Source organism: Terrabacter sp. 2TAF16 (genome assembly GCF_052115065.1).
Classification (GTDB): domain Bacteria; phylum Actinomycetota; class Actinomycetes; order Actinomycetales; family Dermatophilaceae; genus Terrabacter.
In genome coordinates this window covers 185,971-210,614 of record NZ_JBFRFZ010000007.1, presented here as the reverse complement: position 1 = coordinate 210,614, position 24,644 = coordinate 185,971, and the positions used below count along the sequence as shown (strand labels likewise).

General features: G+C 71.9%; 26 protein-coding genes, 1 tRNA gene and 1 riboswitch. Of the genes, 21 read left to right on the top strand and 6 right to left on the bottom strand.

All coding sequences use genetic code 11. From position 1 onward, the window contains the following. The first annotated feature begins 104 nt into the window (after nucleotides 1-104). The 6 genes from AB4Z14_RS12985 to AB4Z14_RS12960 all read left to right on the top strand — a co-directional run bounded on the left by AB4Z14_RS12985 (nucleotide 105) and on the right by AB4Z14_RS12960 (nucleotide 6,342). Nucleotides 105-1,229, top strand: coding sequence for a sensor histidine kinase (locus AB4Z14_RS12985; protein ID WP_442275546.1), 1,125 nt, complete (start codon nucleotides 105-107; stop codon nucleotides 1,227-1,229). After that, nucleotides 1,226-1,999, top strand: a complete 774-nt coding sequence (locus tag AB4Z14_RS12980) for a LytR/AlgR family response regulator transcription factor (protein ID WP_442275545.1) — start codon at nucleotides 1,226-1,228, stop codon at nucleotides 1,997-1,999. The genes AB4Z14_RS12985 and AB4Z14_RS12980 overlap by 4 nt, the downstream gene beginning before the upstream one ends. Further along, on the top strand, nucleotides 1,996-2,373 hold the full coding sequence (locus AB4Z14_RS12975) for a hypothetical protein (protein WP_442275544.1): 378 nt from the start codon (nucleotides 1,996-1,998) through the stop codon (nucleotides 2,371-2,373). Before AB4Z14_RS12980 ends, AB4Z14_RS12975 begins: the two co-directional genes overlap by 4 nt. Nucleotides 2,374-2,389: 16 nt before the next feature. Further along, a complete protein-coding gene (locus AB4Z14_RS12970) occupies nucleotides 2,390-4,021 on the top strand; it encodes a sodium/solute symporter (protein WP_442275543.1) in 1,632 nt (543 codons plus the stop codon). Between the two features lie 249 nt (nucleotides 4,022-4,270). Next, on the top strand, nucleotides 4,271-4,582 hold the full coding sequence (locus AB4Z14_RS12965) for a DUF485 domain-containing protein (protein WP_082619781.1): 312 nt from the start codon (nucleotides 4,271-4,273) through the stop codon (nucleotides 4,580-4,582). Further along, on the top strand, nucleotides 4,579-6,342 hold the full coding sequence (locus tag AB4Z14_RS12960) for a solute symporter family protein (RefSeq protein ID WP_442275542.1): 1,764 nt from the start codon (nucleotides 4,579-4,581) through the stop codon (nucleotides 6,340-6,342). Before AB4Z14_RS12965 ends, AB4Z14_RS12960 begins: the two co-directional genes overlap by 4 nt. A 22-nt stretch (nucleotides 6,343-6,364) precedes the next feature. Here the strand turns inward: AB4Z14_RS12960 and proB are convergent, their stop codons facing one another. After that, nucleotides 6,365-7,477 carry a glutamate 5-kinase gene (gene proB, locus AB4Z14_RS12955; protein ID WP_442275541.1) on the bottom strand — a complete coding sequence of 371 codons (1,113 nt, stop codon included), beginning with the start codon at nucleotides 7,475-7,477 and terminating at the stop codon, nucleotides 6,365-6,367. Between the two features lie 115 nt (nucleotides 7,478-7,592). On the opposite strand from proB, the gene AB4Z14_RS12950 reads away from it, so the two are divergent. Together AB4Z14_RS12950 and AB4Z14_RS12945 are read left to right on the top strand one after the other, a co-directional pair. After that, nucleotides 7,593-8,876, top strand: coding sequence for a glutamate-5-semialdehyde dehydrogenase (locus tag AB4Z14_RS12950; protein WP_442275540.1), 1,284 nt, complete (start codon nucleotides 7,593-7,595; stop codon nucleotides 8,874-8,876). A 46-nt stretch (nucleotides 8,877-8,922) separates the two neighbouring features. After that, on the top strand, nucleotides 8,923-9,618 hold the full coding sequence (locus AB4Z14_RS12945; protein WP_442275539.1) for a class I SAM-dependent methyltransferase: 696 nt from the start codon (nucleotides 8,923-8,925) through the stop codon (nucleotides 9,616-9,618). On the opposite strand, the gene AB4Z14_RS12940 is transcribed toward AB4Z14_RS12945, so the two are convergent. Then, nucleotides 9,603-10,742, bottom strand: coding sequence for a glycosyltransferase family 2 protein (locus AB4Z14_RS12940; RefSeq protein ID WP_442275538.1), 1,140 nt, complete (start codon nucleotides 10,740-10,742; stop codon nucleotides 9,603-9,605). The two genes, AB4Z14_RS12945 and AB4Z14_RS12940, sit on opposite strands and share 16 nt — an antisense overlap. 128 nt (nucleotides 10,743-10,870) lie before the next feature. On the opposite strand from AB4Z14_RS12940, the gene AB4Z14_RS12935 reads away from it, so the two are divergent. The 6 genes from AB4Z14_RS12935 (at nucleotide 10,871) to AB4Z14_RS12910 (ending at nucleotide 13,662) form a co-directional block, all read left to right on the top strand. Continuing rightward, nucleotides 10,871-11,500 (top strand): DUF402 domain-containing protein, encoded by a 630-nt coding sequence (locus AB4Z14_RS12935; RefSeq protein ID WP_442275537.1) that lies wholly within the window; start codon nucleotides 10,871-10,873, stop codon nucleotides 11,498-11,500. Between the two features lie 74 nt (nucleotides 11,501-11,574). Then, nucleotides 11,575-11,793: a hypothetical protein gene (locus AB4Z14_RS12930; protein ID WP_156415552.1), complete on the top strand. Its 219-nt coding sequence runs from the start codon at nucleotides 11,575-11,577 to the stop codon at nucleotides 11,791-11,793. A 2-nt stretch (nucleotides 11,794-11,795) separates the two neighbouring features. Next, nucleotides 11,796-12,437, top strand: coding sequence for a nicotinate-nucleotide adenylyltransferase (nadD, locus tag AB4Z14_RS12925; RefSeq protein WP_056776002.1), 642 nt, complete (start codon nucleotides 11,796-11,798; stop codon nucleotides 12,435-12,437). Continuing rightward, entirely contained in the window at nucleotides 12,434-12,844 is a 411-nt protein-coding gene (gene rsfS, locus AB4Z14_RS12920) for a ribosome silencing factor (RefSeq protein ID WP_442275536.1), read from the top strand. Before nadD ends, rsfS begins: the two co-directional genes overlap by 4 nt. After that, nucleotides 12,841-13,506 carry a histidine phosphatase family protein gene (locus AB4Z14_RS12915; RefSeq protein WP_442275535.1) on the top strand — a complete coding sequence of 222 codons (666 nt, stop codon included), beginning with the start codon at nucleotides 12,841-12,843 and terminating at the stop codon, nucleotides 13,504-13,506. The genes rsfS and AB4Z14_RS12915 overlap by 4 nt, the downstream gene beginning before the upstream one ends. A gap of 83 nt (nucleotides 13,507-13,589) precedes the next feature. After that, nucleotides 13,590-13,662: transfer RNA gene (locus AB4Z14_RS12910), tRNA-Ala, on the top strand. A gap of 60 nt (nucleotides 13,663-13,722) precedes the next feature. Here AB4Z14_RS12910 and AB4Z14_RS12905 read toward each other — a convergent pair. Together AB4Z14_RS12905 and AB4Z14_RS12900 are read right to left on the bottom strand one after the other, a co-directional pair. Next, nucleotides 13,723-15,666, bottom strand: a complete 1,944-nt coding sequence (locus AB4Z14_RS12905) for a caspase family protein (RefSeq protein ID WP_442275534.1) — start codon at nucleotides 15,664-15,666, stop codon at nucleotides 13,723-13,725. A 14-nt stretch (nucleotides 15,667-15,680) separates the two neighbouring features. Then, nucleotides 15,681-18,017: a CHAT domain-containing protein gene (locus tag AB4Z14_RS12900; RefSeq protein ID WP_442275533.1), complete on the bottom strand. Its 2,337-nt coding sequence runs from the start codon at nucleotides 18,015-18,017 to the stop codon at nucleotides 15,681-15,683. A gap of 104 nt (nucleotides 18,018-18,121) precedes the next feature. Beyond that, nucleotides 18,122-18,185: riboswitch (guanidine-III (ykkC-III) riboswitch) on the top strand. A 9-nt stretch (nucleotides 18,186-18,194) separates the two neighbouring features. Here AB4Z14_RS12900 and AB4Z14_RS12895 point away from each other — a divergent pair. From AB4Z14_RS12895 to AB4Z14_RS12875, 5 genes are all read left to right on the top strand, one after another. Next, a complete protein-coding gene (locus AB4Z14_RS12895; protein WP_056827194.1) occupies nucleotides 18,195-18,509 on the top strand; it encodes a DMT family transporter in 315 nt (104 codons plus the stop codon). Further along, the gene (locus tag AB4Z14_RS12890; RefSeq protein WP_442275532.1) at nucleotides 18,509-18,868 is read left to right on the top strand and encodes a DMT family transporter; all 360 of its coding nucleotides are present in this window, start codon (nucleotides 18,509-18,511) and stop codon (nucleotides 18,866-18,868) included. Before AB4Z14_RS12895 ends, AB4Z14_RS12890 begins: the two co-directional genes overlap by 1 nt. A 119-nt stretch (nucleotides 18,869-18,987) precedes the next feature. Continuing rightward, nucleotides 18,988-20,226, top strand: coding sequence for a hypothetical protein (locus tag AB4Z14_RS12885; protein WP_442275531.1), 1,239 nt, complete (start codon nucleotides 18,988-18,990; stop codon nucleotides 20,224-20,226). Nucleotides 20,227-20,316: 90 nt separating this feature from the next. Then, nucleotides 20,317-20,928, top strand: a complete 612-nt coding sequence (locus tag AB4Z14_RS12880) for a YgjV family protein (RefSeq protein ID WP_056776015.1) — start codon at nucleotides 20,317-20,319, stop codon at nucleotides 20,926-20,928. Between the two features lie 140 nt (nucleotides 20,929-21,068). Continuing rightward, nucleotides 21,069-21,398, top strand: a complete 330-nt coding sequence (locus tag AB4Z14_RS12875) for a 2TM domain-containing protein (RefSeq protein ID WP_442275530.1) — start codon at nucleotides 21,069-21,071, stop codon at nucleotides 21,396-21,398. A gap of 7 nt (nucleotides 21,399-21,405) precedes the next feature. Here the strand turns inward: AB4Z14_RS12875 and AB4Z14_RS12870 are convergent, their stop codons facing one another. Continuing rightward, complete coding sequence (locus tag AB4Z14_RS12870; protein WP_442275529.1) at nucleotides 21,406-22,302, bottom strand: hypothetical protein; 897 nt, start codon at nucleotides 22,300-22,302, stop codon at nucleotides 21,406-21,408. 40 nt (nucleotides 22,303-22,342) lie between these two features. After that, nucleotides 22,343-22,717, bottom strand: coding sequence for a thioesterase family protein (locus tag AB4Z14_RS12865; RefSeq protein WP_056827198.1), 375 nt, complete (start codon nucleotides 22,715-22,717; stop codon nucleotides 22,343-22,345). 110 nt (nucleotides 22,718-22,827) lie between these two features. On the opposite strand from AB4Z14_RS12865, the gene AB4Z14_RS12860 reads away from it, so the two are divergent. After that, nucleotides 22,828-23,475, top strand: coding sequence for a lysoplasmalogenase (locus AB4Z14_RS12860; RefSeq protein WP_442275528.1), 648 nt, complete (start codon nucleotides 22,828-22,830; stop codon nucleotides 23,473-23,475). A gap of 141 nt (nucleotides 23,476-23,616) precedes the next feature. Next, a complete protein-coding gene (locus AB4Z14_RS12855) occupies nucleotides 23,617-24,549 on the top strand; it encodes a hypothetical protein (RefSeq protein ID WP_442275527.1) in 933 nt (310 codons plus the stop codon). The last annotated feature ends 95 nt before the right edge of the window (nucleotides 24,550-24,644 follow it).

The following is a 24,644-nucleotide window of genomic DNA, read 5'->3' as shown; positions in this document are numbered from 1 at the left end:
CACCCGCACCCCGTCGCGGGGTGTCTTCCGCCGGGGGTCGGGGTCGGTCCCGCGGGTCGCGAGGACGGCGCCCCCGGCGCGCGGTGACCGCCTACAGTGTCGGCATGAGCTCGTGGGGCGCGTTGCTGCGTCGCGGTCACCTCGGCACCGAGGCCGACCGTGCGACGTACCGCACCCTGCACACGGCGCTGCTGGCCTCGCCCCCGCTGCGGATGGGCCTGACGCCGGCGGCCGCCGAGCGCTCGCTCAAGCACCTCCGGTCGCTCCTGGGAGCACCGGCGGTCGCCATGACCGACACGAGCGCGCTGCTCGCATGGGAAGGCGGTCGCTCGCACCACGCCCACCAGCCCGTCGTCATCTCCGCGGGGACGCTCGGCCACGGCCGGACGACCGTCGTCGACGGTGCGGACGTCGGGTGCGCCGAGCCCTCGTGCATCGTGCGCCAGGCGATCGTCGCGCCGCTCGACGTCGACGAGAAGGTCGTCGGGACGCTGCAGGTCTTCACCGGCCGGGCCTCGGCGGGTCTCGTCCGGGCCACGAACGAGGTGGCGCGCTGGGTGTCCGGACAGCTCGAGCTGGCCGAGCTCGACGCCTCGCGCACCCGGCTCATGGAGGCCGAGGTGCGCGCCCTCCGGGCGCAGATCAGCCCGCACTTCATCTACAACTCGCTGACCGCGATCGCGTCGTTCACGCGCACCGACCCCGAGCGGGCCCGGGAGCTGCTCGTCGACCTCGCCGAGTTCACCCGCTACTCCTTCCGGCGGCACGGCGAGTTCACGACGCTGGCAGAGGAGCTGCGGTCCATCGAGGCCTACCTCGTCATCGAGAAGGCCCGTTTCGGTGACCGGCTCACTGTGACGGTCCGCGTCGCGCCCGAGGTGCTCCCCGTCGTCGTGCCGTTCCTCTGTCTCCAACCACTCGTCGAGAACGCCGTGCAGCACGGCATCGAGGGCCGGGCAGGCCGCGGTGAGATCAGCATCCTCGCGCAGGACGCCGACCACGAGTGCGTCGTGACGATCGAGGACAACGGCGTCGGCGAGGACCCGGAGCGGGTGCGCCGGGTCCTCGCGGGCGACCCGGGCAGCGACTCCGTGGGCCTCGCCAACGTCGACGAGCGCCTGCGCACCGCCTTCGGCGACGACTACGGTCTCGTCGTCGAGACGGCGCCCGGCGCCGGCACCAAGGTCGTCGTCCGGCTGCCGAAGTTCCGTCCGGGGGTGCACGTGTGACCACGACCCCGGACACCGAGCTCGCTCCGCTGCTGCGGGTGTTGGCCGTCGACGACGAGGCACCGGCCCTCGACGAGCTCACGTGGATGCTCGGCCGTCACGAGTGCGTGCGCCAGGTCGTCCCGGCCGGGTCGGGGGAGGCGGCGCTGCGCGTGCTCCACGAGGGGCAGGTCGACGCGATCTTCATGGACGTGCAGATGCCGGGCCTCAGCGGCCTCGACCTCGCGCGGGTGCTGTCGCGCTTCACGACCCAACCCCCGATCGTCTTCGTCACCGCCCACGAGCAGCATGCGGTCGACGCGTTCGAGCTCAACGTCGTCGACTACGTCCTCAAGCCGGTGCGCGACGAGAGGCTCGACCAGGCGGTGCGCCGCGTCGTCCGGCAGATCCACGGGCGTGAGACGTCCGCGGCGACGGGCGACGAGACCATCGTCGTCGAGCTGGCCGGGGTGAGCCGGCTCGTGCCGCGTTCCGACGTCCTCTACGTCGAGGCGCAGGGCGACTACGCCCGCCTGCACACGGCGAGCGAGAGCCACCTCGTCCGTGTGCCGCTCACCACCCTCGCCGACCAGTGGCGCGAGGCGGGGTTCGTCCGCATCCACCGGTCCTCGCTCGTCGCGCTGGGCCACATCACCGAGTGGCGCACCGAGGGCGGGCGCACGACCGTCGTCGTCGGCGGGCACGAGCTCGTCGTGAGCCGGCGCCACACGCGTGCGCTGCGCGACCTGCTCGTGCGACGTGCCCAGCCGCTCGGGCGCGGTGGGTCATGACGCCCGAGGCGCCTCGAGCGCGGGTCCGCGTCACGAGCCCCCGCACGTCGGCCGCGCGCACCCGCAACGTCTCGATCGCATCCGAGATCGACGAGCAGACCCGGCTCGGCGAGGTCTACATCACCTCGCTCATGCGCAGCCAGCTCCGCCTCGCCCTCGGCGTCCTGCTCGTGCTCGCCTCGACGCTCGGGCTGCTGCCCCTCCTCTTCACGGCCGTCCCCGGCCTTGCCGGGATCGACCTGCTCGGGGTGCCGCTGCCGTGGATCCTGCTCACGGTCGTCGCGTTCGTCGAGATCATCGGCCTCGGCGCGTTCTACGTGCGGCGGTCCGAGCGCAACGAGGCCACGTTCAGCGACCTGCTCGACGGCCGGTGACCCGGGTGCGTCACCGGTGAACAACGCCGCGAGCATCGTCGCCGTCGTCCTCGTCTCGATCGCGTCCCTCGCGGTCGGCGCGTTCGGGCTGCGGCTCTCGCGGACCATGAGCGACTTCTACGTCGCCTCCCGCGGCGTCAGCCCGGTGCTCAACGCCTCGGCCATCAGCGGTGAGTACCTTTCTGCCGCATCGTTCCTCGGGGTGGCCGGGCTCATCCTCGCGCGCGGCGTCGACATGCTCTGGCTGCCGATCGGCTGGACAGCGGGCTACCTCCTGCTGCTCGTGTTCGTCGCGGCGCCCCTGCGCCGGTCGGGGGCCTACACGCTGCCCGACTTCGCCCAGCTGCGCCTCGAGTCCGTCGTCGCCCGCCGGGCGTCGAGCCTGCTCGTCGTCGCGATCGGCCTGCTCTACCTCATCCCTCAGTTCCAGGGCGCGGGCCTGACGCTGCGCACCCTGACCGGGGCGCCGTCGTGGGTCGGGCAGCTCGCCGTCGCCGTCGTCGTCTGTCTCAACGTCCTGCCCGGCGGCATGCGGAGCGTCACCCTCGTTCAGGCCTTCCACTACTGGCTCAAGCTGCTCGCCCTGCTGACGCCCCTCTTCCTCCTGCTCGGCGCGGTCGGCGAACGCAGCGACGACCCCGCCGCCGGCGCGGTGTTCGTCACCGACTGGGTCGAGCCGCTCCAGGGTGACCACGCCCTCTACCTGACGTACTCCCTCGTCCTGGCGACCTTCTTCGGGACGATGGGGCTGCCCCACGTCGTCGTCCGTTTCTACACCAACCCCGACGGCCGGGCGGCGCGGCGGACGACGCTCGCGGTCCTCGTGCTCCTCTCCGGCTTCTACCTGCTGCCCGTCGTCTACGGCGTCATCGGGCGCTACGTCGCCTCCGACCTCGTCGCCGCGGGCCGCGCCGACTCGGTCGTCCTCGAGCTGCCGAGCCGGCTCTTCGACGGCCCGGTCGCAGAGGGGCTCACCGCCGTCCTCGCCGCGGGGGCGTTCGCCGCGTTCCTGTCGACGTCGACCGGCCTCGTCGTGTCGGTCGCCGGCGTCGTGAGCCAGGACCTCGTGCGCTGGGGCGCCGGGCACCGCCAGGGCATCCGCACGTTCCGCCTGACGACGGTCGCCGTCGTGGCCGGCGCGCTCGTGCTCACCGTCGTCTCGGCCGGCGTCCCCGTGGCCCACGCGGTCGAGCTGACGTTCGCGGTGGCCGCGTCGACGTTCTGCCCGATGCTCCTCCTCGGGATCTGGTGGCGGGGGCTCACCTCGCGTGGGGCGATCTCGGGCCTCGTCGTCGGGGGCGCTCTCTCGATGGGAGCCGTCGTCACGACGACGTTCGGCATCGCCACCGGTGGCTGGTTCGGCGTCGTCCTGACCCAGCCCGCGGCCGTCAGCGTGCCGTTGGCCTTCGCGACGATGGTGCTCGTGTCGCTGGCCACCCGATCGAGCACCCCGGAGCACGTCGCGCAGACGATGGTCCGGCTGCACGCCCCCGAGAACGTCGACCTCAACCGGGGCTCGTTCCACCCCGAGCGCTGGTACCGGCGCCCGCCGACCGCGGAGGGGGCGTCCGACGGGACGCAGCACCCGGCATACGGCAGCACGGCGGAGACCGTTCGTCGCCCCGGGACGACCGCTCGTCGCAGCTGATCCCGCGCACGGCGAGCCGTCGGCGCCGCTGGGCGATGCCGCCCACGCTGCGCCTGCCGGGGCACCGCGCGGGCTCCTACCTTGGCTCTCGCCGGCCCTGTGCCGGCAGCGCGGAGCGACAGGGGCGTCGACGTCACCACGGGACCGTCCGGGGGAGCGGCGGCGGCAGGACCGCGCTGAACGCCCAGCACCCAGGCACGACCCAACCGCCCCGGAGGTGGCCCAGTGAGCAAAGAGGCTCCAGAGCGCATGGTCGACGATCCCAACGTCGCCATGCAGAACTCGCCCGAGTTCGACCAGCTGCGCAGCAAGTTCCGCAGGTTCGTCTTCCCGCTGACCGCGTTGTTCCTCGCGTGGTACTTCCTCTACGTCCTGCTGTCCGTGTTCGCGAAGGACTTCATGGGGACGCGGGTCCTCGGCAACATCACGTGGGGCCTGATCCTCGGCCTCCTCCAGTTCGTCTCGACCTTCACGATCACGATGGTCTACGCCCGATGGGCCGACCGCGTCTTCGACCCCGAGGCCGAAGCCCTCGCCCAGAAGATGGGAGTGCAGCAGTGAGCGCGCTCCTCACCTCCGCCCCGTCCCTCGTCCCCGCGGCGACGACGGTCGGCAACCCGGCGATCAACATCGGCATCTTCGCCCTCTTCGTCGTCGTCACCCTCGCCATCGTCATCCGGGCGTCGCGCAACAACCGCAGCGCCGCGGAGTACTACGCGGGTGGACGTGCCTTCACCGGCCGTCAGAACGGCATCGCCATCGCCGGTGACTACCTGTCGGCGGCTTCCTTCCTCGGTATCGCCGGCGCCATCGCCATCAACGGTTACGACGGGTTCCTCTACTCCATCGGCTTCCTCGTGGCCTGGCTCGTCGCCCTGCTGCTCGTGGCCGAGCTGCTCCGCAACGTCGGCAAGTACACGATGGCCGACGTGCTCAGCTTCCGGCTGCGCCAGCGTCCGGTCCGCATCGCCGCGGCCATCTCGACGCTCGTCGTGTCGTTCTTCTACCTGCTGGCCCAGATGGCGGGGGCCGGTGGACTCGTGGCCCTCCTGCTCGGCATCGAAGGGGCGGTCGGTCAGCGGCTCGTCATCGTCGTCGTCGGCATCCTCATGATCTTCTACGTCATCTTCGGCGGCATGAAGGGCACGACCTGGGTGCAGATCATCAAGGCCGTGCTGCTCATCATCGGCGCGGCGATCATGACCTTCTGGGTCCTCGCCAAGTTCGGCCTCAGCCTGTCGAACCTGCTCGGCGAGGCGACGGCCACGTCGCAGGAGGCCGGCGGCAAGGACCTGCTCCAGCCGGGTCTGCAGTACAAGAACCCTGTCGACTTCATCTCCCTGTCGATGGCACTCGTCCTTGGCACGGCCGGTCTGCCGCACGTCCTCATGCGCTTCTACACGGTGCCGACCTCGCGTGAGGCCCGTCGCTCCGTCGTCTGGGCGATCTGGCTCATCGGCATCTTCTACATCTTCACGCTCATCCTCGGCTTCGGAGCGGCCGACCTCGTCGGCGCCGCTGCCATCAAGGCCGCACCCGGTGGCGTCAACTCCGCCGCCCCGCTGCTCGCCTTCGAGCTCGGCGGCGAGATCCTGCTCGGGATCATCTCGGCGGTCGCCTTCGCGACGATCCTCGCGGTCGTCGCCGGGCTGACCATCACGGCGAGCGCCTCCCTCTCGCACGACATCTACAACACGGTCGTCAAGAAGGGCACCGCCACCCCCGAGGAGGAGGTCAAGGTCGCGCGCATCGCAGCGCTCGTCCTCGGCGCCATCGCCATCATCGGCGGCATCTTCGCCCTGGGCCAGAACATCGCCTTCCTCGTGGCGCTGGCCTTCGCCATCGCCGCGAGCGCGAACCTGCCGACGATCCTCTACTCGCTCTTCTGGAAGCGGTTCAACACCAGGGGTGCGCTGTGGAGCATCTACGGCGGCCTCATCAGCGCCATCACGCTGATCATCTTCAGCCCGGTCGTCTCCGGCAAGCCGATCGACCCGCTGACGAAGAAGAGCCCGTCGATGCTCCAGGGGGTCGACTTCCACTGGTTCCCGCTCGACAACCCGGGCATCATCTCGATCCCGCTCGGCTTCGTCCTGGGCTACATCGGGACCGTCACGAGCCGTGAGTACAACGCGGCGAAGTACGCCGAGGCGCACGCCAGGGGCGTGCGCGGCCACTCGCGCGTCCTGGAGCCTCACCGGCGTCGTCGACGTCATCGGGTCCGGATGGCGGGCCGGGCTCGTCGCGCCGGTCTTCGGCTCCGCGGCGGGCGTCGCACCGTCGAGCGGTCCGCCAGCCGCTACCTCTCGGGCGGACGGTGACGGAGCGCCCTGGTGCTCGTCGTCAGATGACGACGAGGTCGTCGCGGTGGATGACCTCCCGCTCGTACTCCGGGCCGAGCTCGCGGGCGAGCTCCCTCGTCGACCGTCCCAGCAAGGACGGGAGCTCGGACGAGCTGTAGTTGACGAGACCGCGGGCGATCGCGGTGCCGTCGGGAGAGCACACGTCGACGGGGTCTCCGTCGTGGAAGGTGCCCTCGACGGCCGTGATGCCGGCGGGGAGCAGCGACTTCTTGCGCTGGACCAGCGCGGTGACGGCGCCGTCGTCGATGATGAGCCGCCCGCGCGCGGTCGTCGCGTGCTCGAGCCAGAGCCGTCTCGAGCGTCCGCGGACTCCGATCGGCAGGAACACGGTGCCGACGTCCTCGCCGGCGAGCACCTGGGTGACGCGGTCGGCGGCCGTGACCGTGGTGATCACGCCCGCGGCGGTCGCGATCCGGGCCGCCTCGATCTTCGTCGTCATGCCACCCGTCCCCACCTTCGAGCCGCTGCCCCCGATCTCGACGCCGACGAGGTCCTGCGGGCCGCGGACGACTGGGATGCGCTGGGCGCCGGGGCGGCTCGGGGGCCCGTCGTAGAGGGCGTCGACGTCGGAGAGGAGCACGAGGGCGTCGGCGTCGATGAGATGGGCGACGAGGGCGGCGAGCCGGTCGTTGTCGCCGAAGCGGATCTCGCTCGTGGCGACGGTGTCGTTCTCGTTGACGATCGGCAGCACGCCGAGGTCGAGGAGCCGCTCGAGCGTGCGTCGGGCGTTCGCGTAGTGCGTACGTCGCGTGACGTCGTCGGCGGTGAGCAGCACCTGACCGACGGTGATGTCGTGTCCGGCGAACGCCTGCGTGTAGCCGGCGAGCAGGGCGCCCTGCCCGACCGAGGCGGCTGCCTGCTGGGTCGCGAGGTCACGGGGTCGGGCGCTCAGGCCGAGCGGGTGGATGCCGGCGGCGATGGCACCGGAGCTGACGAGGACGATCTGGGTGCCGTCGAGGTGCTTGTGCGCCAAGGCGTTCGCCAGAGCCACGAGCCGGCCGTGGTCGATGCCGCCGTCGACGCCGGTCAGCGAGCTGGAGCCGACCTTGACGACGAGCCGTCGAGCGGTGCTGATGACGGAGTGGGGCGACACACCTCGAACTCTAGTGACGGGCCGTGGGACCACGCAGGGCTGTCCGTCGCGGACCACCGGTCCAGCCCCCGGAGACGGTCGGTCGTCCGGGAGCGCGACGACCTACGCTGGAGGCATGTCCCAGACGATCGACCCCGCAGTCGTCGAGCACGTGACGGCCCTGGCAGAGCGCGCCCGCGCCGCCTCACGACGGCTCGCCCTCATGTCCCGTGCCGAGAAGGACGCGGCCCTGCTGCTGCTCGCGGACGCCGTCGACGCCGCTGCACCCGCGGTCATCGAGGCCAACGCCGAGGACATCGAGCGAGGTCGGGCCACGGGGATGAGCGAGAGCCTCCAGGACCGGCTGCGCCTCGACGAGGCCCGCGTCGCTGCGGTCGCCCAGGCCCTGCGCGACGTCGCGGCCCTTCCCGACCCCGTCGGAGAGATCGTCCGTGGGTCGACCCTCGCCAACGGTCTGCAGATCCGCCAGGTGCGGGTGCCGATGGGCGTCATCGGGATGATCTACGAGGCGCGGCCCAACGTCACCGTCGACGCGGCCGGCCTCGCCCTCAAGTCCGGCAACGCGGTCCTCCTGCGCGGCGGGTCGGCTGCGGCGAGCAGCAACCACGCCCTCGTCGAGGCGATGCGCGGATCGCTCGCCGAGCAGGGCCTCCCGGTCGACGCCGTGACCCTGCTCGAGGAAGGAGGCCGCGACGCAGCGCGGGCCCTCATGACGGCGCGCGGCCACGTCGACCTCGTCATCCCGCGCGGCGGTGCCGACCTCATCGAGACGGTGGTCCGCGAGTCGACGGTCCCCGTCATCGAGACCGGCGTCGGGGTGTGCCACGTCTACGTCGACCGGGCCGCCGACCTCGACAAGGCCCGGGCCATCACGCTCAACGCCAAGACCCACCGCCCCAGCGTCTGCAACGCGGCCGAGTCGCTCCTCGTCCACTGTGACGTCGCCGCCGACTTCCTGCCCAAGGCGCTCACCGACCTCGCCGGGGCCGGGGTGCGACTGCACGTGGCACCCGAGGTCACGCCGTACGCCGAGGCGGCCGGTGCGGCACACGCCCTCGCGAGCGAGGCCGACTTCGGCACCGAGTGGCACGGGCTCGAGATGAGCGTGGCCGTCGTCGACGACCTCGACGAGGCGATGGATCGGATCCGTCGGTTCGGCACCGGACACACCGAGGCGATCGTCACGGAGGACCGGGCAGCGGCCCGGCGCTTCACGGCGGAGGTCGACGCGGCGGCGGTCATGGTCAACGCGAGCACCCGTTTCACCGACGGCGGAGAGTTCGGTTTCGGCGCCGAGATCGGCATCTCGACGCAGAAGCTGCACGCCCGCGGGCCGATGGCCCTGCCCGAGCTGACGACGACGAAGTGGATCGTCGAGGGCGACGGCCACACGCGCTGACGGGTGCCGGCGCAACCCCCGACCCCGGGTGGCATGATGGCGCACCATGGAAGGCACCGAGGTCCGCAAGCTCGCTGAGCTGGAGGACGACCACTGGTGGTACCGCGAGCGGCGTCACCTCCTGGCCAAGGCCATCTCGGGGCTGGTGCCCGGACGCGCCCTCGACATCGGCGCCGCGGGCGGGGGCAACACCCGTGTCCTGCGCGAGCACGGCTGGGACGCCGTCGCCCTCGAGTACGGCTCGGACGGCGCGGAGGTGGCGCACGGTCGCGGGCTCGCGACGCTACGCGGGGACGCGACCCGGCTGCCGCTCGCGGACGACTCGCTCGACCTCGTCATGGCCTTCGACCTGCTCGAGCACCTCGACGACGACGCCGCCGCGGTGGCCGAGGTGCGCCGTGTGCTCAAGCCGACCGGCACCTACCTCGTGGCCGTGCCGGCCGACCCCAAGCTGTGGTCCGAGCACGACGAGGCCGTCGACCACGTACGCCGCTACACCCGCGAGGGCGTGCTCGACCTGCTCGACCACGGCGGCTTCGACGTCACCGATGTGCGGTCGTGGAACGTGCTGCTGCGTCCCGTCGTGGCGATGCGCCGCCGGACGAGCTCGGGCTCGGACCTCGAGAACCTCCACCCGGTCGTCAACTTCGGGCTGCGCACGATCATCACCGCCGAGCGCTACCTGCCCGTCGGCGGCCTGCCCGGCGTCAGCCTCCTCGTGCGCGCTCAGCCGCGCAGCTGAGTACGCATCGGCTGCGGCGCCGGCTGGGGCGTGGGCTGGGGCGTGGGCTGGGGCGCCGGCTGCGGCGTGGGGTCCGCTGTCGGGTCGAGCAGCGTCACGGTGTCGGTCTCCGACTCGTCCGACGTCGTGAGGATGTGCTCCCCGCTGGGCTGAGCCGGCAGGGGAGTGTCGGTCGGACCGTGCGCGCCGATGTCGGTCGTCATCGAGTCGTAGGCGATGAAGTAGGTCGGGCGGCCCTGCATGTGGCCGTACATCCGGCCGATGTACTCGCCGAGGATGCCGACGCAAACGAGCTGGACGGCGCCGACGCCCGCGACGATGGCGACGGTCGAGGTCCAACCGGCGACGGTGTGGCCCTGCGACCGGGAGATCAGCGTGTAGAGGACGAGCAGCACGGCGAGGACCGCACCACCGAAGCCGGCGAACGTCGCTAGCCGCAGCGGCGCCGTCGAGAAGCCGGTCAGCGAGTCGAGCGAGAGCTTGATCATCTTGATCAGCGGGTACTTCGAGTCCCCGGCCGCGCGCTCCTCGCGCTTGTACTCGACCGTGTCGGACGGGAAGTTGAGGGCCGGCACGATGAAGCGAAGGACGCGGTTGTGCTCGGGGAGGCTGTTGACCGCGTCGACGGTGGCGCGCGACATGAGGCGGTAGTCGCCGGCGTCGGCGTGGGCCGAGGTCTGCGACATCAGGCCGATGAGCTTGTAGAACGCCTGGGCCGAGGCCCGCTTGAACCACGTGTCGGTCGAGCGGTCGTTGCGCACGCCGTAGACGACGTCGACGCCGTCGTCCTTCGCGGCCGCGAGCATCTGCGGGATGATCTCCGGCGGGTCCTGCAGGTCGGCGTCGATCGTGACGACGTAGTCGCCGAGGGCGCTGACGAGGCCGGCGGAGATCGCGGCCTGGTGCCCGGCGTTGGCGCGCAGGCGCACGACGCGCAGCTGGGACCACTCGCGGTGGTAGCGCTGGAGCAGCGCGGCGGTCAGGTCCTTGCTGCCGTCGTCGACGGCGACGACCTCGTAGCTGGTGCCCATGCCGTCGAGGAGCGGTCGGAGCCGCTCGACGAGGAGGGGGAGCACCTCCTCCTCGTTGTACATCGGGATGACCACGGACAACTCGGGAACCATGGGTTCTAGGGTACGGCCGCGGATGGGCTGTGCCTGTCACCTCGCTGTGCGCGTGCTGTACCGCACGTCGCCTGCACGTCCCTGCTCGTGCCCTACACTTCCGCCGCGGCGACGGTAGCGTGCCGAGCGTGACCTCTGCCGCCGCCGACCGTCCGTCCCGACGAGGTATGCCGCCGGGCGGGCTCGAGCCCGGCACGGCCGTCGCCGGGCGCTTCACGAAGTGGGGCGGTGGCCGCCACTGGGAGTGGGACGGTCGCTATCTCGGGTCCGACGAGCACGGTCACTGGTGGTACGCACCGGTCGGCACGCGGTGCGTGCGTCCCGGCGTCGAGTTCGTCGAGTCGAGCGGCTGGGTCTCCCTCGTGCCGCACGAGGGCGCGTTCGTCGTGGGCTTCTACCCGGCCCACCGCGAGGTCAGCGTCTACGTCGACATGACCACCGAACCGGCCTGGCAGCGTCGCGAGGCCGCCGACGGCGGGCCGGAGTGGGAGGTGACGATGGTGGACCTCGACCTCGACGTCGTGCTGACCCGCGACGGTCACCTCTACGTCGACGACGAGGACGAGTTCGCGCAGCACCAGGTCGAGCTCGACTACCCGGAGGAGGTCGTCGCCCTCGCCGAACGGTGGCGCGACCTCGTCCACGCGGCCGTCGTGGCCGGCGACGAGCCGTTCGCGACGGTCGGGCGCGACTGGCTGCGACGCGCGGAGGCGCAGGCGCCCGTCCCGAGCGGGGACGCGGCGCCGCGTGCCGAGTGAGCCGGGCGGACGGCATACGCGCCCGGTGGGCACGCGCTGCGTCGGCCGGGGCGGGCGGGCGCTAGGCTGGGCGCATGTCTGATCGTGTCCTCGCACTCGTCACCGAGGGGGAGGAAGCCGCCCGCGAGCTTCCCATGCCGGTGATCGCCTACTTCTTCATCACCTTCTCGCTGTTCCTCGTGGCGCTCGCCGTCACGTGGAGCTTCCGCAACACCGCCTACAAGGTGCAGTCGCCGCGCCGGGGTGAGGGCACGCACGGCAGCACGAGCGGATCCGACGGGGCCCACCACTGACCATGCGCCTCGGCGTCATGGGCGGGACGTTCGACCCGATCCACCACGGCCACCTCGTGGCCGCCAGTGAGGTCCAGTCGCGCTTCGACCTCGACGAGGTCGTCTTCGTCCCCACGGGTCAGCCGTGGCAGAAGGCGGACCGTCACGTCTCGCCCGCCGAGGACCGCTACCTCATGACCGTCATCGCGACGGCCTCCAACCCGCGCTTCACCGTCAGCAGGGTCGACATCGACCGGCCCGGGCCGACGTTCACGATCGACACCCTGCGCGACATCAGGACCGAGCGGCCCGACGACGAGCTGTTCTTCATCACCGGCGCCGACGCCCTGGCCGAGATCCTGTCCTGGAAGGACGCCGAGCACCTCTTCGAGCTGGCCCACTTCATCGGCGTCACCCGTCCCGGCCACGAGCTGTCCGACAAGGGGCTGCCCGAGGACCGGGTCACGCTGCAGGAGGTGCCGGCCATGGCGATCAGCTCCACCGACTGTCGGGCGCGCGTCGCCGACGGCGCCCCGGTCTGGTACCTCGTGCCCGACGGGGTCGTCCAGTACATCAACAAGTACCGCCTGTATGCCGCCGACCTGGCGAGCGCAGGCACCGTGCCGACGCACCTGTCGTCGGCACCGCCCCGAGGAGATTCGTGACCGCAGCAGACCACTCGATCCAGCTCGCGAAGGTGGCCGCCCTGGCCTCCGAGGAGAAGCTCGCCGAGAAGGTGATGGCCATCGACGTGAGCGAGCAGATGCCGCTCACCGACGTGTTCGTCATCGCCTCCGCACCGTCCGAGCGGCAGGTCGGCGCCATCGTCGACGAGGTCGAGGACCGCCTGCGTGAGCTGGGCAGCAAGCCGATCCGCCGCGAGGGCGAGCGCGAGGGCCGCTGGGTCCTCATCGACTTCGGCGACATCATCGTCCACGTCCAGCACGAGGAGGAGCGCGAGTACTACGCGCTCGAGCGCCTCTGGAAGGACTGCCCCGAGATCGACCTCTCCACGGTGGAGGCGCCGGCCCGTCCGGGGGCCGACGAGGTCGACGAGGTCGACCAGGCGTGACGGCAGCCGGGTCCGTGCCCCCCGTCGGGCCGCGCCGCATCGTCATCGTCCGGCACGCCGAGACGGTCGACAACGCAGCCCGCGTCTGGCAGGGCCACAAGGACACAGAGCTGTCCGACCGCGGCCACGAGCAGGTGGAGGCCGCGGCCCCGCACCTCGCCGCCTACGCGCCGGCACTCATCGTCTCGAGCGACCTCCGGCGTGCGGCCTCGACGGCCGACGCCATCGCGGGGTTGACGGGCCTCGAGGTGCGTCTCGACGCCCGCCTGCGTGAGGTGCACGTCGGCGAGTGGCAGGGCTTGCACGCCGACGAGGTGCGTGAGCGCTACCCGGACGTCATCGCCGCCCTCGACCGGGGGGAGGACACCCCGCGCGGGGTCACGGGGGAGACCCGGGCGCAGGTGGCCGAGCGTGCCGGCGCCGCGCTGCGCGACGTCTCGCGGGAGCTGCTCCCCGGCGAGACCGCCGTCGTCGTGGCCCACGGCGTGTCCGCACGCGTCGCGGCCAGCGCCCTCGTGGGGCTCGACCAGGACGTGTCGGACGCGGTGTTCCGCGGGCTCGACAACTGCCACTGGATCGAGCTCGTGGAGGCCGGCAAGAGCTTCTCCGAGGTGACCCGGTGGCGCATCAGCGGCTGGAACCTCGGGCCCTGGAACGTCTGACCCGAAAGGCCGCCCCCGATTTTGGCTCTCGGCCGGAGACCCGCTATGGTTACGCAGTCGCTTCGACGAGGTGACACCCGCAAGGGGCTGTGGCGCAGCTGGTAGCGCACCTGCATGGCATGCAGGGGGTCAGGGGTTCGAGTCCCCTCAGCTCCACCGAACGAAGAAGGGCCAGACGGGACGCCGTCTGGCCCTTCTTCCGTCCCGGGTGCGAGTTCAGGCGCGTGGGCGGGTCGTGACGACGAAGACCGAGTCGGTGCGCCAGTCGGCCACGGCCGCCGATGCGGTGCGCGGCCCCAGGCGCCGCGTCCGGGTGCCGCCGAGCACGCGCTCGAGGGTGGAGCGCAGGGCCGGCGGCCCGTCGGCGCTCCTCGTCGTCCCGGCGGCCGGCACGGCGCTGACGTCGAGCTCCTCCTGCTCGAGCGACCTCGGGTCGAACTCGAGCGTGCTCGTCACGACCATGAGCTGGTCGCGCAGCGACACGGCGCCCGCCTCCCACAGCCCGTCGTCGACCTGGCCGACGAGGTCGACGCTCGTCGCCTCGCCGGGGCCGAGCGCCACCGATCCGGCCGGGAACGCGTCGGTGAAGATGCCGTAGGTCTCAGTGAGGTCGAGGAGCGCCGCCCAGAGGGGGGTGGACGTGGTGTTCGCGAGACGGACGGTGAAGCGGGGGGCGTCGGTGCCGGCATACGCGATCGGCAGGGTGCCCCCCGCACCGACAGGCCCGGTGCCCGCGTCCACCTCGACGCGGACGGCGGCGTCGGGCAGGCGCGTGGCGGGGTTCGTGAGTGCGGAGAGGCGCAGCCAGCGGGCCACGCGCTCGAGGGCGAGGATGGTGCGCTCCTCGCGGGCCTCGCCCGCGACGACGGGCACGAGGGGGCGCGTGACGCCGGGACGGGTGATGACGAAGCCGTCAGGGGTGGCTTCGACGAGGAGGTCCGCAGGGCCGTCGCCGTCCCCCGCACCCTCGACGAGGTCGACGAGCGTCTCGTCCGCGGCATCGGCGGCGGTCCGGAGCGCCGCCGTCCCAGCGGCATCGCCGACGACCCCGACGCGCAGCGGCGCGAGTGGGATCGACGTGACGACGGCGCGGTAGACGTACGCCTCGTCGAGCTCGGGCGTCAGGCGGACGAGGCTGCGGTCGGGCAGGACCCTCGTGACGAGTGCGGTGGCGAGCGGCGACCCGGACGTCTCGCCGGTCAGGGGGTAGACGGCCAGCTCGGTCGTGTCGTCACCGATGGGCTCGGGCACGCCGTGGACGGCGCCCGAGTCGATCGACCAGCCGTCGGGCAGCCGGCTCAGGGTGAGCGGCCTCGGGGTGGCCGGGATCGCGCCGCCGAGGAAGGGTCGGTCGAGCTCGGTCGCGTCGGCGGTCTCGACCTGTGGGTGCTGGTCGGTGACGCGGTTCGTCACGTCGGCGGTCACCATCCGCAGGACGTCGCGGTACGAGGGGCGTCCGTCGCTGCCGAGCAGGGCGGCCTCGAGTGCCGCCGACAGGGCGCCGCGCTGGCGGCCGAGCACGGTGACCTCCTTCGCCTTCTCGGACGACCGGCAGGCGGCGAGCAGGACGTGACGGCCTGCGGGTGTCCAGCGCGCAGCACCCCGGGTGGGTGCGCCGGCCGTGGCGTCGCCGAGCCCCACGAACGTCGACGCGGGTCGGGGTCGCGGGTCAGGGGGCGCGAGGCGCACCACCTCGTCGGCGTCCCGGGTGCCGTCGCCCGAGTGGCAGCAGTCGAGCACGACGAGCGTGTGGCAGCCGGTCGCCGAGATCGAGTCGAGCAGGGCCGCGAGCTCCTTGTCGGCGAGGTCCCAGCTGCCGGCAGAGCGGCTGTCGACGCACACGAGGGTCTCGTTGCGGTGGTCGGGCTCGATGGACCAGAGCTCCTCGGGGGTCGTCTGCTGCGAACCGTGCCCGCTGTAGTAGAAGAGCGCGACGTCCTGGGCGCCCGCGCGGCCGAGGTGCTCGCTGAGCCGGCTGGTCACGGCCGCCCGCGTGGCCTGGCCGTCGGTGAGCACGACGAGGTCGAGGGCGTCCTCGCCGACGCGGTCGCGCAGGACGTCGGCGAAGCCGGTGACGTCGTTGACGCAGCCCGACAGGGGCGGGATCGGCGTCGGGTAGGCGTCGATCCCGACGAGGAGGGCGAGCAGGCGTCCGGCCATCTGAGGCGGCCGTCTCAGGAGGCCGCGTCGGCGAGGGTGATCGTCTGCCAGCCGTGCGGGAAGCCCTGCGTGTCGGCGGTGCGGGCGGCATTCGTGCTCTTCATGGTGCGCAGCCTCCACGTGGCCGGGGCGCTCGTCGCGTCGCTGAGGTTGACGTTCATGGAGAAGACGGAGCCACGGACCGGAGCCTTCCTGAGCTGGAGGGCCGACCACGGCACCCGGGCCTCGAGGTCGTAGCCGGTCAGCGTGTCGGCGCGCCCGACGGTGATCTCAGGGTGGCGTGTGCCGGTGGTGAAGGTGCCGCGGCCGGCCGGGTTGATCGAGGCGACGCCGGACGTCGGGGCGTCACGGGACAGTCCCACCATGACGTGGACGTCCTGACCGCGTCGCGTCGTGGCCTTCGGGTCGAGGCTCCGGGCGTCCGGGCCGAACTCGAAGGAGAAGCCGTCGCCGTTGAACCAGGCCCCGGGGGTGGCGAGGTTGACGCTGCGGATGTCCGGGTCGACGACGTGCAGGCGCAGGTAGAGCGCGCCGCTGTCCCAGACGACCTGCCAGTCGCCACCGAACTCGGGCTGGGGCGTGCCCACCTGGGCGATGACGTGCGGGATCGGGGCCGTGGGCACGCCGTCCCAGTCGGCGAAGTCACCGTCGATGGCCGGTGTCGTCGTGGCGCACCCGGCGACGAACGTCGTCGCCGGGGCGTTCGCGGCCGCGGGCGCAGGGCCGCAGGCACTCGTGACGTCGGCCGTGGCCCCCTTGAACCACTTCGGGACCTGGGTCGCGCCGAGCCAGAAGAGCCCGAAGAGGACGACGAGCCCGATGAGGCTGCGGACGAAGCCGTTGCCCCCGCGGCGGGGGTGCGGGTCGGGTGGTGCGGGCGCGTCGTCTCCCCGGCGGTCCGGCCGAGGGTCCGGCTGCGGCTCGGGACGGGCCACCGGTCGCGTGTCCGGCCGGGTGTCGGGCTGGGTGTCCGGCTGGGTGTCCGGCTGCGGGATCGGCTGCGGGATCGGCTGCGTGAGCGTCACGGGATCGCGGCGAGGCCGCGGCGTCAAGCCGTCGCCGACGGGCGCTGCCTCGGGCCGGACCCGCTCGAGCAGCTGGGTGACGTCCTGGTAGTCGGGATGCTCGGCGGCGATCTGCTCGAGCAGCGGGAGGGCTGTCGCGGGGGCGCGGGCCAGCAACGCGCCCTTCGCGGCGTCGTAGAGGGACTCGAGCCGGCTGTCGGGCCGCTCGGTCACGGCGGTGGCGCTCGTCGTGAACGAGAAGGGCTGGTCGGCGCCCGACCGCAGCAGCACGGCGGTGCCCCACTCCGAGGCCTCGTCGGAGACGGCCATCGCCTTGCGCACCTCGCAGATCGCGGCGTCGATGCCCAGTCCGCGGGTGAGGAAGTAGTAGAACTCGTGGCTGAAGACGAGGGCGGCCCGGTCGGAGATCTCGGTCTGCATCGCCACGACCGCCGGCAGACCCTGGCGCACGAGGGCCTGGCCGACGCCGGAGAACGCGTCGCGTCCCGACGTCCGTGCGCCCTCGCACGCGTTGAGGACGGCGAGCTGCATGGTCCGGGCGTCGTGGAGCAGCGTCCCGAGCCGCGCTCCGGAGACCCGGTGCGCCGTGCCGTCCTCGCGCTCGAGGACGAGGACGCCCTCCTGGGCCTGCTGGTCGAAGCCGCCGTGGCCGATGAAGTGGAAGACGTGGAAGTCGTCGAGCAGGGCGCGCTGGAGGCCTGTCAGGGTCGCGTCCTCGAGGACCGTCACGCTGAGGCGGCCGCCCTTGACGAGGTCGCCGGTCGTCGCCGTGAGCAGCTCTCGCTCGCGGTCCACGGCGAGCTCGGGCATGTCGCTCGGGCTCGAGATCATGACGAGGACGCGCAGGGGCGCATCGACGTGGACCACCGGCGGACGCTCGAGCGAGTCGAGCAGACGGACGATCGGCGTCTCCTGCGAGAGCGTGAGGAAGCGACCGAGCCTCGAGTCGTAGAGGTACTCCCACGGCACCGGGTCGAGGTCCGGCACGGCGTCGAGCCGCAGCCGCAGCCGCAGGTCCCTGCCCTGGCCGGTGGCGGTCGTCAGGCTCTCGCGGAAGGCCCGCCCGACATCTCCCGACAGCAGTGCGTCGCCGAGCCGGCGGCCGTACTCCTTGACGTCGACGACGCGCGCCTCGGCGGGCACGAGTCGCCTCGAGGACACCCGCGGCGGTCCCACCGCGATCATGAACTGGGCGAGGTCCGTGGCGGCGAACGGCAGCGTGAAGGGGGCCGACGCCTCGCCTGCGGGCGAGGCGAGGACGTGAGCGGCATACCCCTGGCCCTCACGGGTGACGGCGACGTCGAAGTCGAGATAGTCACGGCTCATGGCGATCCTCTGTTCGCAGGAGCGCGCCTGCACTCGACAGTACGCCGGGCGGGTGCTCCTGATACGTCGTTTCGACCCGGACGCGCCCCTTCGGTAGAATCGTCGGTGAGCGCGAGCCGCGCTCGCGGACGAGGGAGCCGTACCCGCACAGCGACAAGACGGCCAGATCGGAACGCCGTGCACTGGCTCGTCCTCATCCTGTCCGGCGCGCTGGAGGCCGTGTGGGCCACCGCGCTCGCCGCGTCCGGCGGCTTCCGCCGTCCGCGGCCGACCGTCCTCTTCGCCGTCTCCCTCGTGCTCAGCATGGTCGGCCTCGCGTGGGCCATGACCGCCCTGCCCACCGGCACGGCGTATGCCGTGTGGGTCGGGATCGGCGCCGTCGGCACCGTCCTGCTCGCGGTCGCCCGCGGCGAGGAGCGCCTCGGTGGCGCCCGGGCCGCCCTCCTGGTCGTGCTCGTCGCGTGCGTCGCCGGCCTCAAGGCGGTGGCGTGATGCCGTGGGTCGTCCTGCTCGTCAGCGCCGTCCTCGAGGCGGTGTGGGCCTCGGCGCTCGCCGCGTCCGAGGGGCTCTCGCGCCCCGTCCCGGCGGTCGTCTTCCTCGTCGCGGGCGCGCTCAGCATGGTCGGGCTCGCGCACGCCGTGCGCACCATCCCCATCGGGACGGCGTATGCCGTGTGGACGGGTCTCGGGGCCGCGCTCACCGTGACGTGGGCGATGACGACGGGTGGTGAGGCGTTCTCCGCCGTCAAGGTCGTCCTGCTCGTCGGGATCGTCGCCGCGGTCGTCGGACTCAAGCTCGTCGGGCACGAGCCGGCCGAGACCCCGGGCAGGGACGACGCTCCCGCGGGGTGAGACGCATCGCGCCGTTCACCCGGATATGCGGTGGTTCGGTGGTCGGTGTCGGCGCCGGCGGTGATGATGGGCTCGTCGCCCCGGCAGCGGGCCGGGGCACGACACGAAGGAGCTCTCACGTGCGCAGGACCACGACCAGGACGATCGCTCTCGTCACGTCGCTGGCCATCTCGGGGGCCACCGGGTCGGCGGTCGCCACGGCGGCTCCCGCTGCCCAGGCCCAGAGCCGGAGCGTCTCGGCGTCCGTCGCCGCCGACGGCCAGACCTACGACTACGTCTCGGGCACGACGACCGACCCGAGGGCGTCCGCGCTGCTCGCCGCGGCACGGGCGCACCTGCCCGCCGACTGGCGGGCCCGGGAGGCGAGCGCCCTCGAGAGGTTCGGTGTCGAGCCGTCTGCGGCCCAGGACGCCTTGGGGCGCGCCATCGACCCCACGCACTACCAGTGCGCGCCGACCCGGCTCGACGCGTACGTCGACGGGGTCGTGGCCCGCATCGACCCGTCGAGCCTGTTCGTGCTCTCACTGCTCGGCGGCTTCGACTTCCCGACCTACGACGCCCTGCTCTTCGGGTCGACGGGCGACCCGGCCTACGCCCTGACGAAGGACTCGCGCAACGAGCTGACGAGCTCGTTCCGGGCGGCCCAGAAGTTCTGGGACACCGACGGCACGGACATCCAGCTCATGGCGATGCACGGCGACGTCATGCGTGACCCCGCCCGGCTCGCCCGTCTGATCGGTGTGCTCTACAGCGTCTCCGACGCCGACGCGGCCAAGCTCGCGGCGATCGTCGTCGACGTCGTCACGTCCGACCCCGGCCTCGACGGCGGAGCCAGCCCGATCTTCACCCTCAACGCCTTCGCCTTCAGCGGGGTGGGCGACCCCGACCCGGTCATCTCCTCGCTGCCGGACAAGCTCGTCTTCGGTGACGGGATGCTCGATGCGCTCGGCGCCATCGGTGTCGGCGACGTCGGGCCGCGCGCCGTCCTCGGTCACGAGTACGGCCACCACGTGCAGTACGACAAGAACCTCTTCGCCTCGCCGCTGACCGGCCCGGAGGCGACCCGTCGCACCGAGCTGATGGCCGACGCCTTCGGGACGTACTTCGTCACCCACAAGCGGGGCCTCGCCCTCAACACCAGGCGCGTCCTGGAGGCCGAGCAGTCCTTCTACCAGGTGGGTGACTGCGCGTTCACCAGCGCAGGCCACCACGGCACGCCCGACCAGCGGCTGCGCGCCTCGTCATGGGGCGCGTCGGTCGCGGCCGACGCGCAGAAGCAGGGGCAGATCCTGCCCTCGCTCACCCTCGACTCCCGGTTCGAGGTGGCGCTGCCGCAGTTCGTCGCGCCCGACGCCTGAGCGGCGGCTTCGGGGTGGTCCGCGTCCGGGCGACGCGGGCCACCCCGAATCCCGGCCGGCCGGGTCGCCCCGGGCGCTAGGGTCGCGCCCATGGGTACCTGGTGGCTCGAGGCCGTCGGCTGGATCGGGTCGGCGATCCTCGTCTGGTCTTTGCTGCAGACGCAGCTGCGCCGGCTCAGGATCATCAACCTCGTCGGCTGCGTCGTCCTCATCGCCTACAACGCGGTCAACCACGTCTGGCCGATGGTCGGGCTCAACGTCGTGCTCGCCGGCATCAACGTCTACTACCTCGCGCGCATGTCGCGTGAGAAGCACGACTCCGGCGTCTACGAGGTGCTCGAGGTCGCCGGCGACGACACCTACCTGCGGCACGTGCTGCGGGTGCACGAGGGTGACATCCGGCGCTACAACCCGGCGTTCGTGCACGACCCGTTCGCGGGGGACCCGTCCTACCTCGTGCTCCGCGGCGACGAGACGGTCGGCGTCGTCCTGATGCGCGACGCCGGCCAGCACACGGCGCAGCTGCTGCTCGACTGGGTGACGCCGCGCCACCGCGACGTCACGCCGGGGGAGTTCGTCTTCGGTCCCGAGGGGCCGTTCCGACGGCGCGGGTTCCGGCGGGTGCTGACACCGCCGGACATGGTCGAGCCGTACTACGAGAGCCTGGGCTTCCACCGCGACGGCGACGCCTACGTGCTCTGACCGCTCGTGAGCCCCGTGGGGTGTGTGCGACGGTGACGTCCCGCACGCTCGCCGGCCGGCCGCACGGGTCCGGCCTACGCTGGAAGCAGGGAGCTGCGCAGAGTTCCTGCGCGGCGGCCCGCGAAGGAGCGGTGACGACCATGACCGCGAACCAGCTTCCGGTCGTACCCCACCACGACGCGCCCGACCCGACGATCGACCGCGCTGTCACGGAGGTCGATCTGCGCGGCAGAGCGCTCGGCAGGCTCAAGAAGAAGGCCGACTTCCGCGTCCATCTGCTCATCTACGTGCTCGTCAACGGGATGCTCGTCCTGATCTGGGCCATGACCGGGGCAGGCTTCTTCTGGCCGGTCTTCCCGATCGCCGGCTGGGGCATCGGCGTCGTGGCGAACGCCGTGGACGCCTACGTCGTCGATGCGCCGACCGAGGAACAGATCGAGACCGAGATGGAGCGCCTGCGGCGTCGGTGACCGCAGGTCAGCGCTGCCGGGACACGTCGGGCACGGCAGCCGGACCTCTCGCGTCGTCGCCCGGGTTCGGGTGGGCGGGGCCCGGGGGCTCGGCGCGACCGGCGAGGGCGATGCAGCCGCCGAGCGTGGCGACGAAGGCCAGCGCGGCGGCGGGACCCTGCCCGGGCGCGACGCGGTCACCGAGGAGGAGCACCCCGAGGAGGGCGGGGACGACCGTCTCGGTGGCGAACGTCAGGGCCGCGACGGTCGTGACCCGGCCGCGGGCCAGGGCCAGACCGTAGGCGACGGTCGCCAGCACGGCGTGGGCGACGAGGGCCCAGGCGCCTCCGTCCGTGGCGAGCTGCCAGGCCGACGGGGGGACCTCGAGCAGTCGGGCCGCCACGCCGACGCCTCCGAAGCCGAGGCCCGCGCCGACGCTGAGGACGACGGCCCCCCGTCGTCGGTCGTGGTCGACGGTCCCGACGACCAACAGCAGGGCGACGAGAGCGGCTGCCGCGAGGAGCCACCAGGTCGCGCCGGGCCCGGGGCGCACGGCCGGTCCGGCTTCCGCGGTCAGGGCGAGCCCGGTGAGCCCGGCGACGACGACGAGCAGCGCGACCACCTCGGCCCTCCCGAGACGCACGCCGAGCACGACGACCGAGAGCACCGCGGTGACGGCGACCGACGAGGCGACCGCGGACTCGACGAGGAAGAGCGGCAGCGTGCGCAAGGCGGCCAGCGACGCGAGGAAACCGACGCCGTCGAGGGCGAGGCCCACGGCATACGGCCAGCCGGTCCGCACCCGGTCGCGCAGGGTCGTGCCGGGAGGCAGCGCGGAGACGCGGCGTACGCCCACGGCCTGGAGCACGGTGGCCCCGCCGTAGGCGAGCGCTGCGAGGAGCGCACCGAGCAGTCCGAGCGTCACGCGGTCATCGTGGCAACCGCGGCTGGGAGGTGGCTGCGGGTCAGTGGACCCGCTGGCACTTGCTCATGAAGCGGTCCGGGTCGACGACGGCCCTGTGGAACTCGCCCTTGGCGATCTCCTCGCCGTCGGAGTCCTTGACGGTCACGTGGCAGACGAGGCGGCGTCCGTCGTTGATCGGCTCGGCGCACAGCACGGTGATCTCGGAGCCGACCGCGCTGCCCTTCACGTGCTCGAGCCTCACCATGGTGCCGACGGTCGTGTGGTCGGCGTCGATGTTCTGCTTGCAGACCTGGAACGCGGCGTTCTCGCACCACGTGATCAGACGCGGGGTCGCGAGGACGTCGAGGTCACCGCTGCCGACCTGGGCGGACGTGTCGTCGGCGGTCACCGTGTGCTGGAACTTGCGCATGGGCATTGGACGAGTCTGGCAGAGAACTGGACGTACGCCGATTCGTCTCGACAGGTGGTGGACGTCCGCAGCGTGTCTGCGCGGCGAACCTGAGCCGCGGCTGGGAATGTGGGTCCGTGACCACCCATCTGTGGGTTACCAGCGTGGCGCTCGGGGTGACGGCGCTCATCAACTGGGGCTCCGTCCTGCGCGGCGACCACCTCGTCGAGCGCATCACCAAGCCGCTCGTCGTGCTGCTCCTCATGGGGCTGGCATGGTCGCTCTACTGGGAAGGACGGGTGCCGGGCTCACCGCCGCTGCTGACCGTCATCGTGGCGCTCACGTTCTGCCTCATCGGCGACGTCGCGCTGCTGCACGCGACGGAGACCCGCTTCCTCGTCGGCCTGGGGGCCTTCCTCGTGGCCCACCTCGCCTACGTCTGGGCCATCCTCGAGACGGTGCGGGCGGAGGGATTCCCGTGGCCGGTCCTCGTGGCCGTGCCCTTCCTGGCGGTGCTCCACGCGAAGGCCGGGCGGGACATCGTGCGCCACTCCGGGCCGCAGAGGGGGCCGGTGTTCGTCTACCAGCTCGTCCTCTTCGTGCTCGTGCTCGTGGCGGCAGGCACGGGTGACTGGCTGCTGCTCCTGGGGTGTCTCGTCTTCGTCGTCTCGGACACCGTGCTCGGGCACGACCGCTTCGTCCACGAGCGCCGCTGGGCGCCGCTCACGGTCATCGTGACCTACCACGTCGCCCAGACCCTCATCGTCGTAGCCCTCTACCGCTGACCCCGGCCCCCACCACACTCGAGTGAGCGCGCATTCCCAGTCGAGTGAGCGCTCGTCCACACCTCTTTGCCTTCAGAGCTCGGCTTCCACAGACGTGTCCTCGCACTTCCGCTGTCGGTGCTCGGTGCCGACAGTGAACGGGTGCGCAGACTTCAGGTGCCAGAGCCCGTCATCGACGAGGCGCTCCTCGCTCAGTGCAGGGCGGCCTTTCCCGTGCTGCCAGCTTCCAGCGCGTTCTCACACGTGACTGCGGCGCGGCTGCTCGGTCTTCCCTGGTCGTATGCCATAGCGGAAGACGTGCGCTTGCACGCCATCAGGCCGATCGCTCACGCGCAGACGCGAATCGACGGGATCGTCGGACATCGCTTCCATCACCCCCGCGAGATGGTGACGGTCGACGGCATGCAGGTCGTCTGTCCTGCGGACACCTGGGTCGACATGGGTGAGCTGGTCGGGCGGGGGAGACCTGTCGGACTCGATGACCTCATCGTCCTCGGGGATGCCTGTGCGACGAGACTCGGCGCTGTCGAACCCCTACGCGTTGCACTCGGGCGGAGAACACGTCCGCGTGGCAAGCGCACGCTCCAAGAGGCTCTGGGACTCATCCGGTTCGGTTCGGCATCACCGATGGAGTCGGTTGTCCGGGTCATGTTTGTGCGCGCCGGCCTGCCGGAGCCGCTGTTGAACGAGCCGGTCCACGCGTCCGACGGCTCCGGTCGTCTGCTGGGGTTCGGTGACCTTGTCTGGAAGATCCATCGACCCGGCAAGAAGCCCGTCAAGGTCATCGGTGAGTACCAAGGAGAGGAGTTCCACGCATCCGACGAACAACGTGAGCACGACAAGCATCGCCGCCGCGGGTTCGAACGGGATGGCTGGACCGTGCAGGAGATCTGGAAGTCCGACGTCAGTGATGATCAAGCACGGCGATCCCTCGTGGAGAGGATGGCCTGGAGTTTGAGGGTTCCTGCCGACGAGCTCCGGCTCAGCGAGGTCAGCCCGCGCTTCTTCTCACAGCACGCGATCGACGTGGCGATCCAGCGAGGGATGCGGAACGGCGTGAGCCCGCGATGGTGACGGGGCGCTCACTCGATTGTGGCTGGGCGCTCACTCGAGTTGTCGGGGGACGACCCATGGTGTGGCGGGTGGGTGCGGGGCCGCTCGGCGTGGTG

What these genes read in the sequence shown, in the direction of transcription:
- AB4Z14_RS12985 (WP_442275546.1), top strand. Translation starts at nt 105, where the DNA reads ATGAGCTCGTGGGGCGCGTTGCTGCGTCGCGGTCACCTCGGCACCGAG.
- AB4Z14_RS12975 (WP_442275544.1), top strand. Translation starts at nt 1,996, where the DNA reads ATGACGCCCGAGGCGCCTCGAGCGCGGGTCCGCGTCACGAGCCCCCGC.
- AB4Z14_RS12965 (WP_082619781.1), top strand. Translation starts at nt 4,271, where the DNA reads ATGGTCGACGATCCCAACGTCGCCATGCAGAACTCGCCCGAGTTCGAC.
- AB4Z14_RS12950 (WP_442275540.1), top strand. Translation starts at nt 7,593, where the DNA reads ATGTCCCAGACGATCGACCCCGCAGTCGTCGAGCACGTGACGGCCCTG.
- AB4Z14_RS12945 (WP_442275539.1), top strand. Translation starts at nt 8,923, where the DNA reads ATGGAAGGCACCGAGGTCCGCAAGCTCGCTGAGCTGGAGGACGACCAC.
- AB4Z14_RS12940 (WP_442275538.1), bottom strand. Translation starts at nt 10,742, where the DNA reads ATGGTTCCCGAGTTGTCCGTGGTCATCCCGATGTACAACGAGGAGGAG.
- AB4Z14_RS12930 (WP_156415552.1), top strand. Translation starts at nt 11,575, where the DNA reads ATGTCTGATCGTGTCCTCGCACTCGTCACCGAGGGGGAGGAAGCCGCC.
- nadD (WP_056776002.1), top strand. Translation starts at nt 11,796, where the DNA reads ATGCGCCTCGGCGTCATGGGCGGGACGTTCGACCCGATCCACCACGGC.
- AB4Z14_RS12905 (WP_442275534.1), bottom strand. Translation starts at nt 15,666, where the DNA reads ATGGCCGGACGCCTGCTCGCCCTCCTCGTCGGGATCGACGCCTACCCG.
- AB4Z14_RS12900 (WP_442275533.1), bottom strand. Translation starts at nt 18,017, where the DNA reads ATGAGCCGTGACTATCTCGACTTCGACGTCGCCGTCACCCGTGAGGGC.
- AB4Z14_RS12890 (WP_442275532.1), top strand. Translation starts at nt 18,509, where the DNA reads ATGCCGTGGGTCGTCCTGCTCGTCAGCGCCGTCCTCGAGGCGGTGTGG.
- AB4Z14_RS12880 (WP_056776015.1), top strand. Translation starts at nt 20,317, where the DNA reads ATGGGTACCTGGTGGCTCGAGGCCGTCGGCTGGATCGGGTCGGCGATC.
- AB4Z14_RS12875 (WP_442275530.1), top strand. Translation starts at nt 21,069, where the DNA reads ATGACCGCGAACCAGCTTCCGGTCGTACCCCACCACGACGCGCCCGAC.
- AB4Z14_RS12865 (WP_056827198.1), bottom strand. Translation starts at nt 22,717, where the DNA reads ATGCCCATGCGCAAGTTCCAGCACACGGTGACCGCCGACGACACGTCC.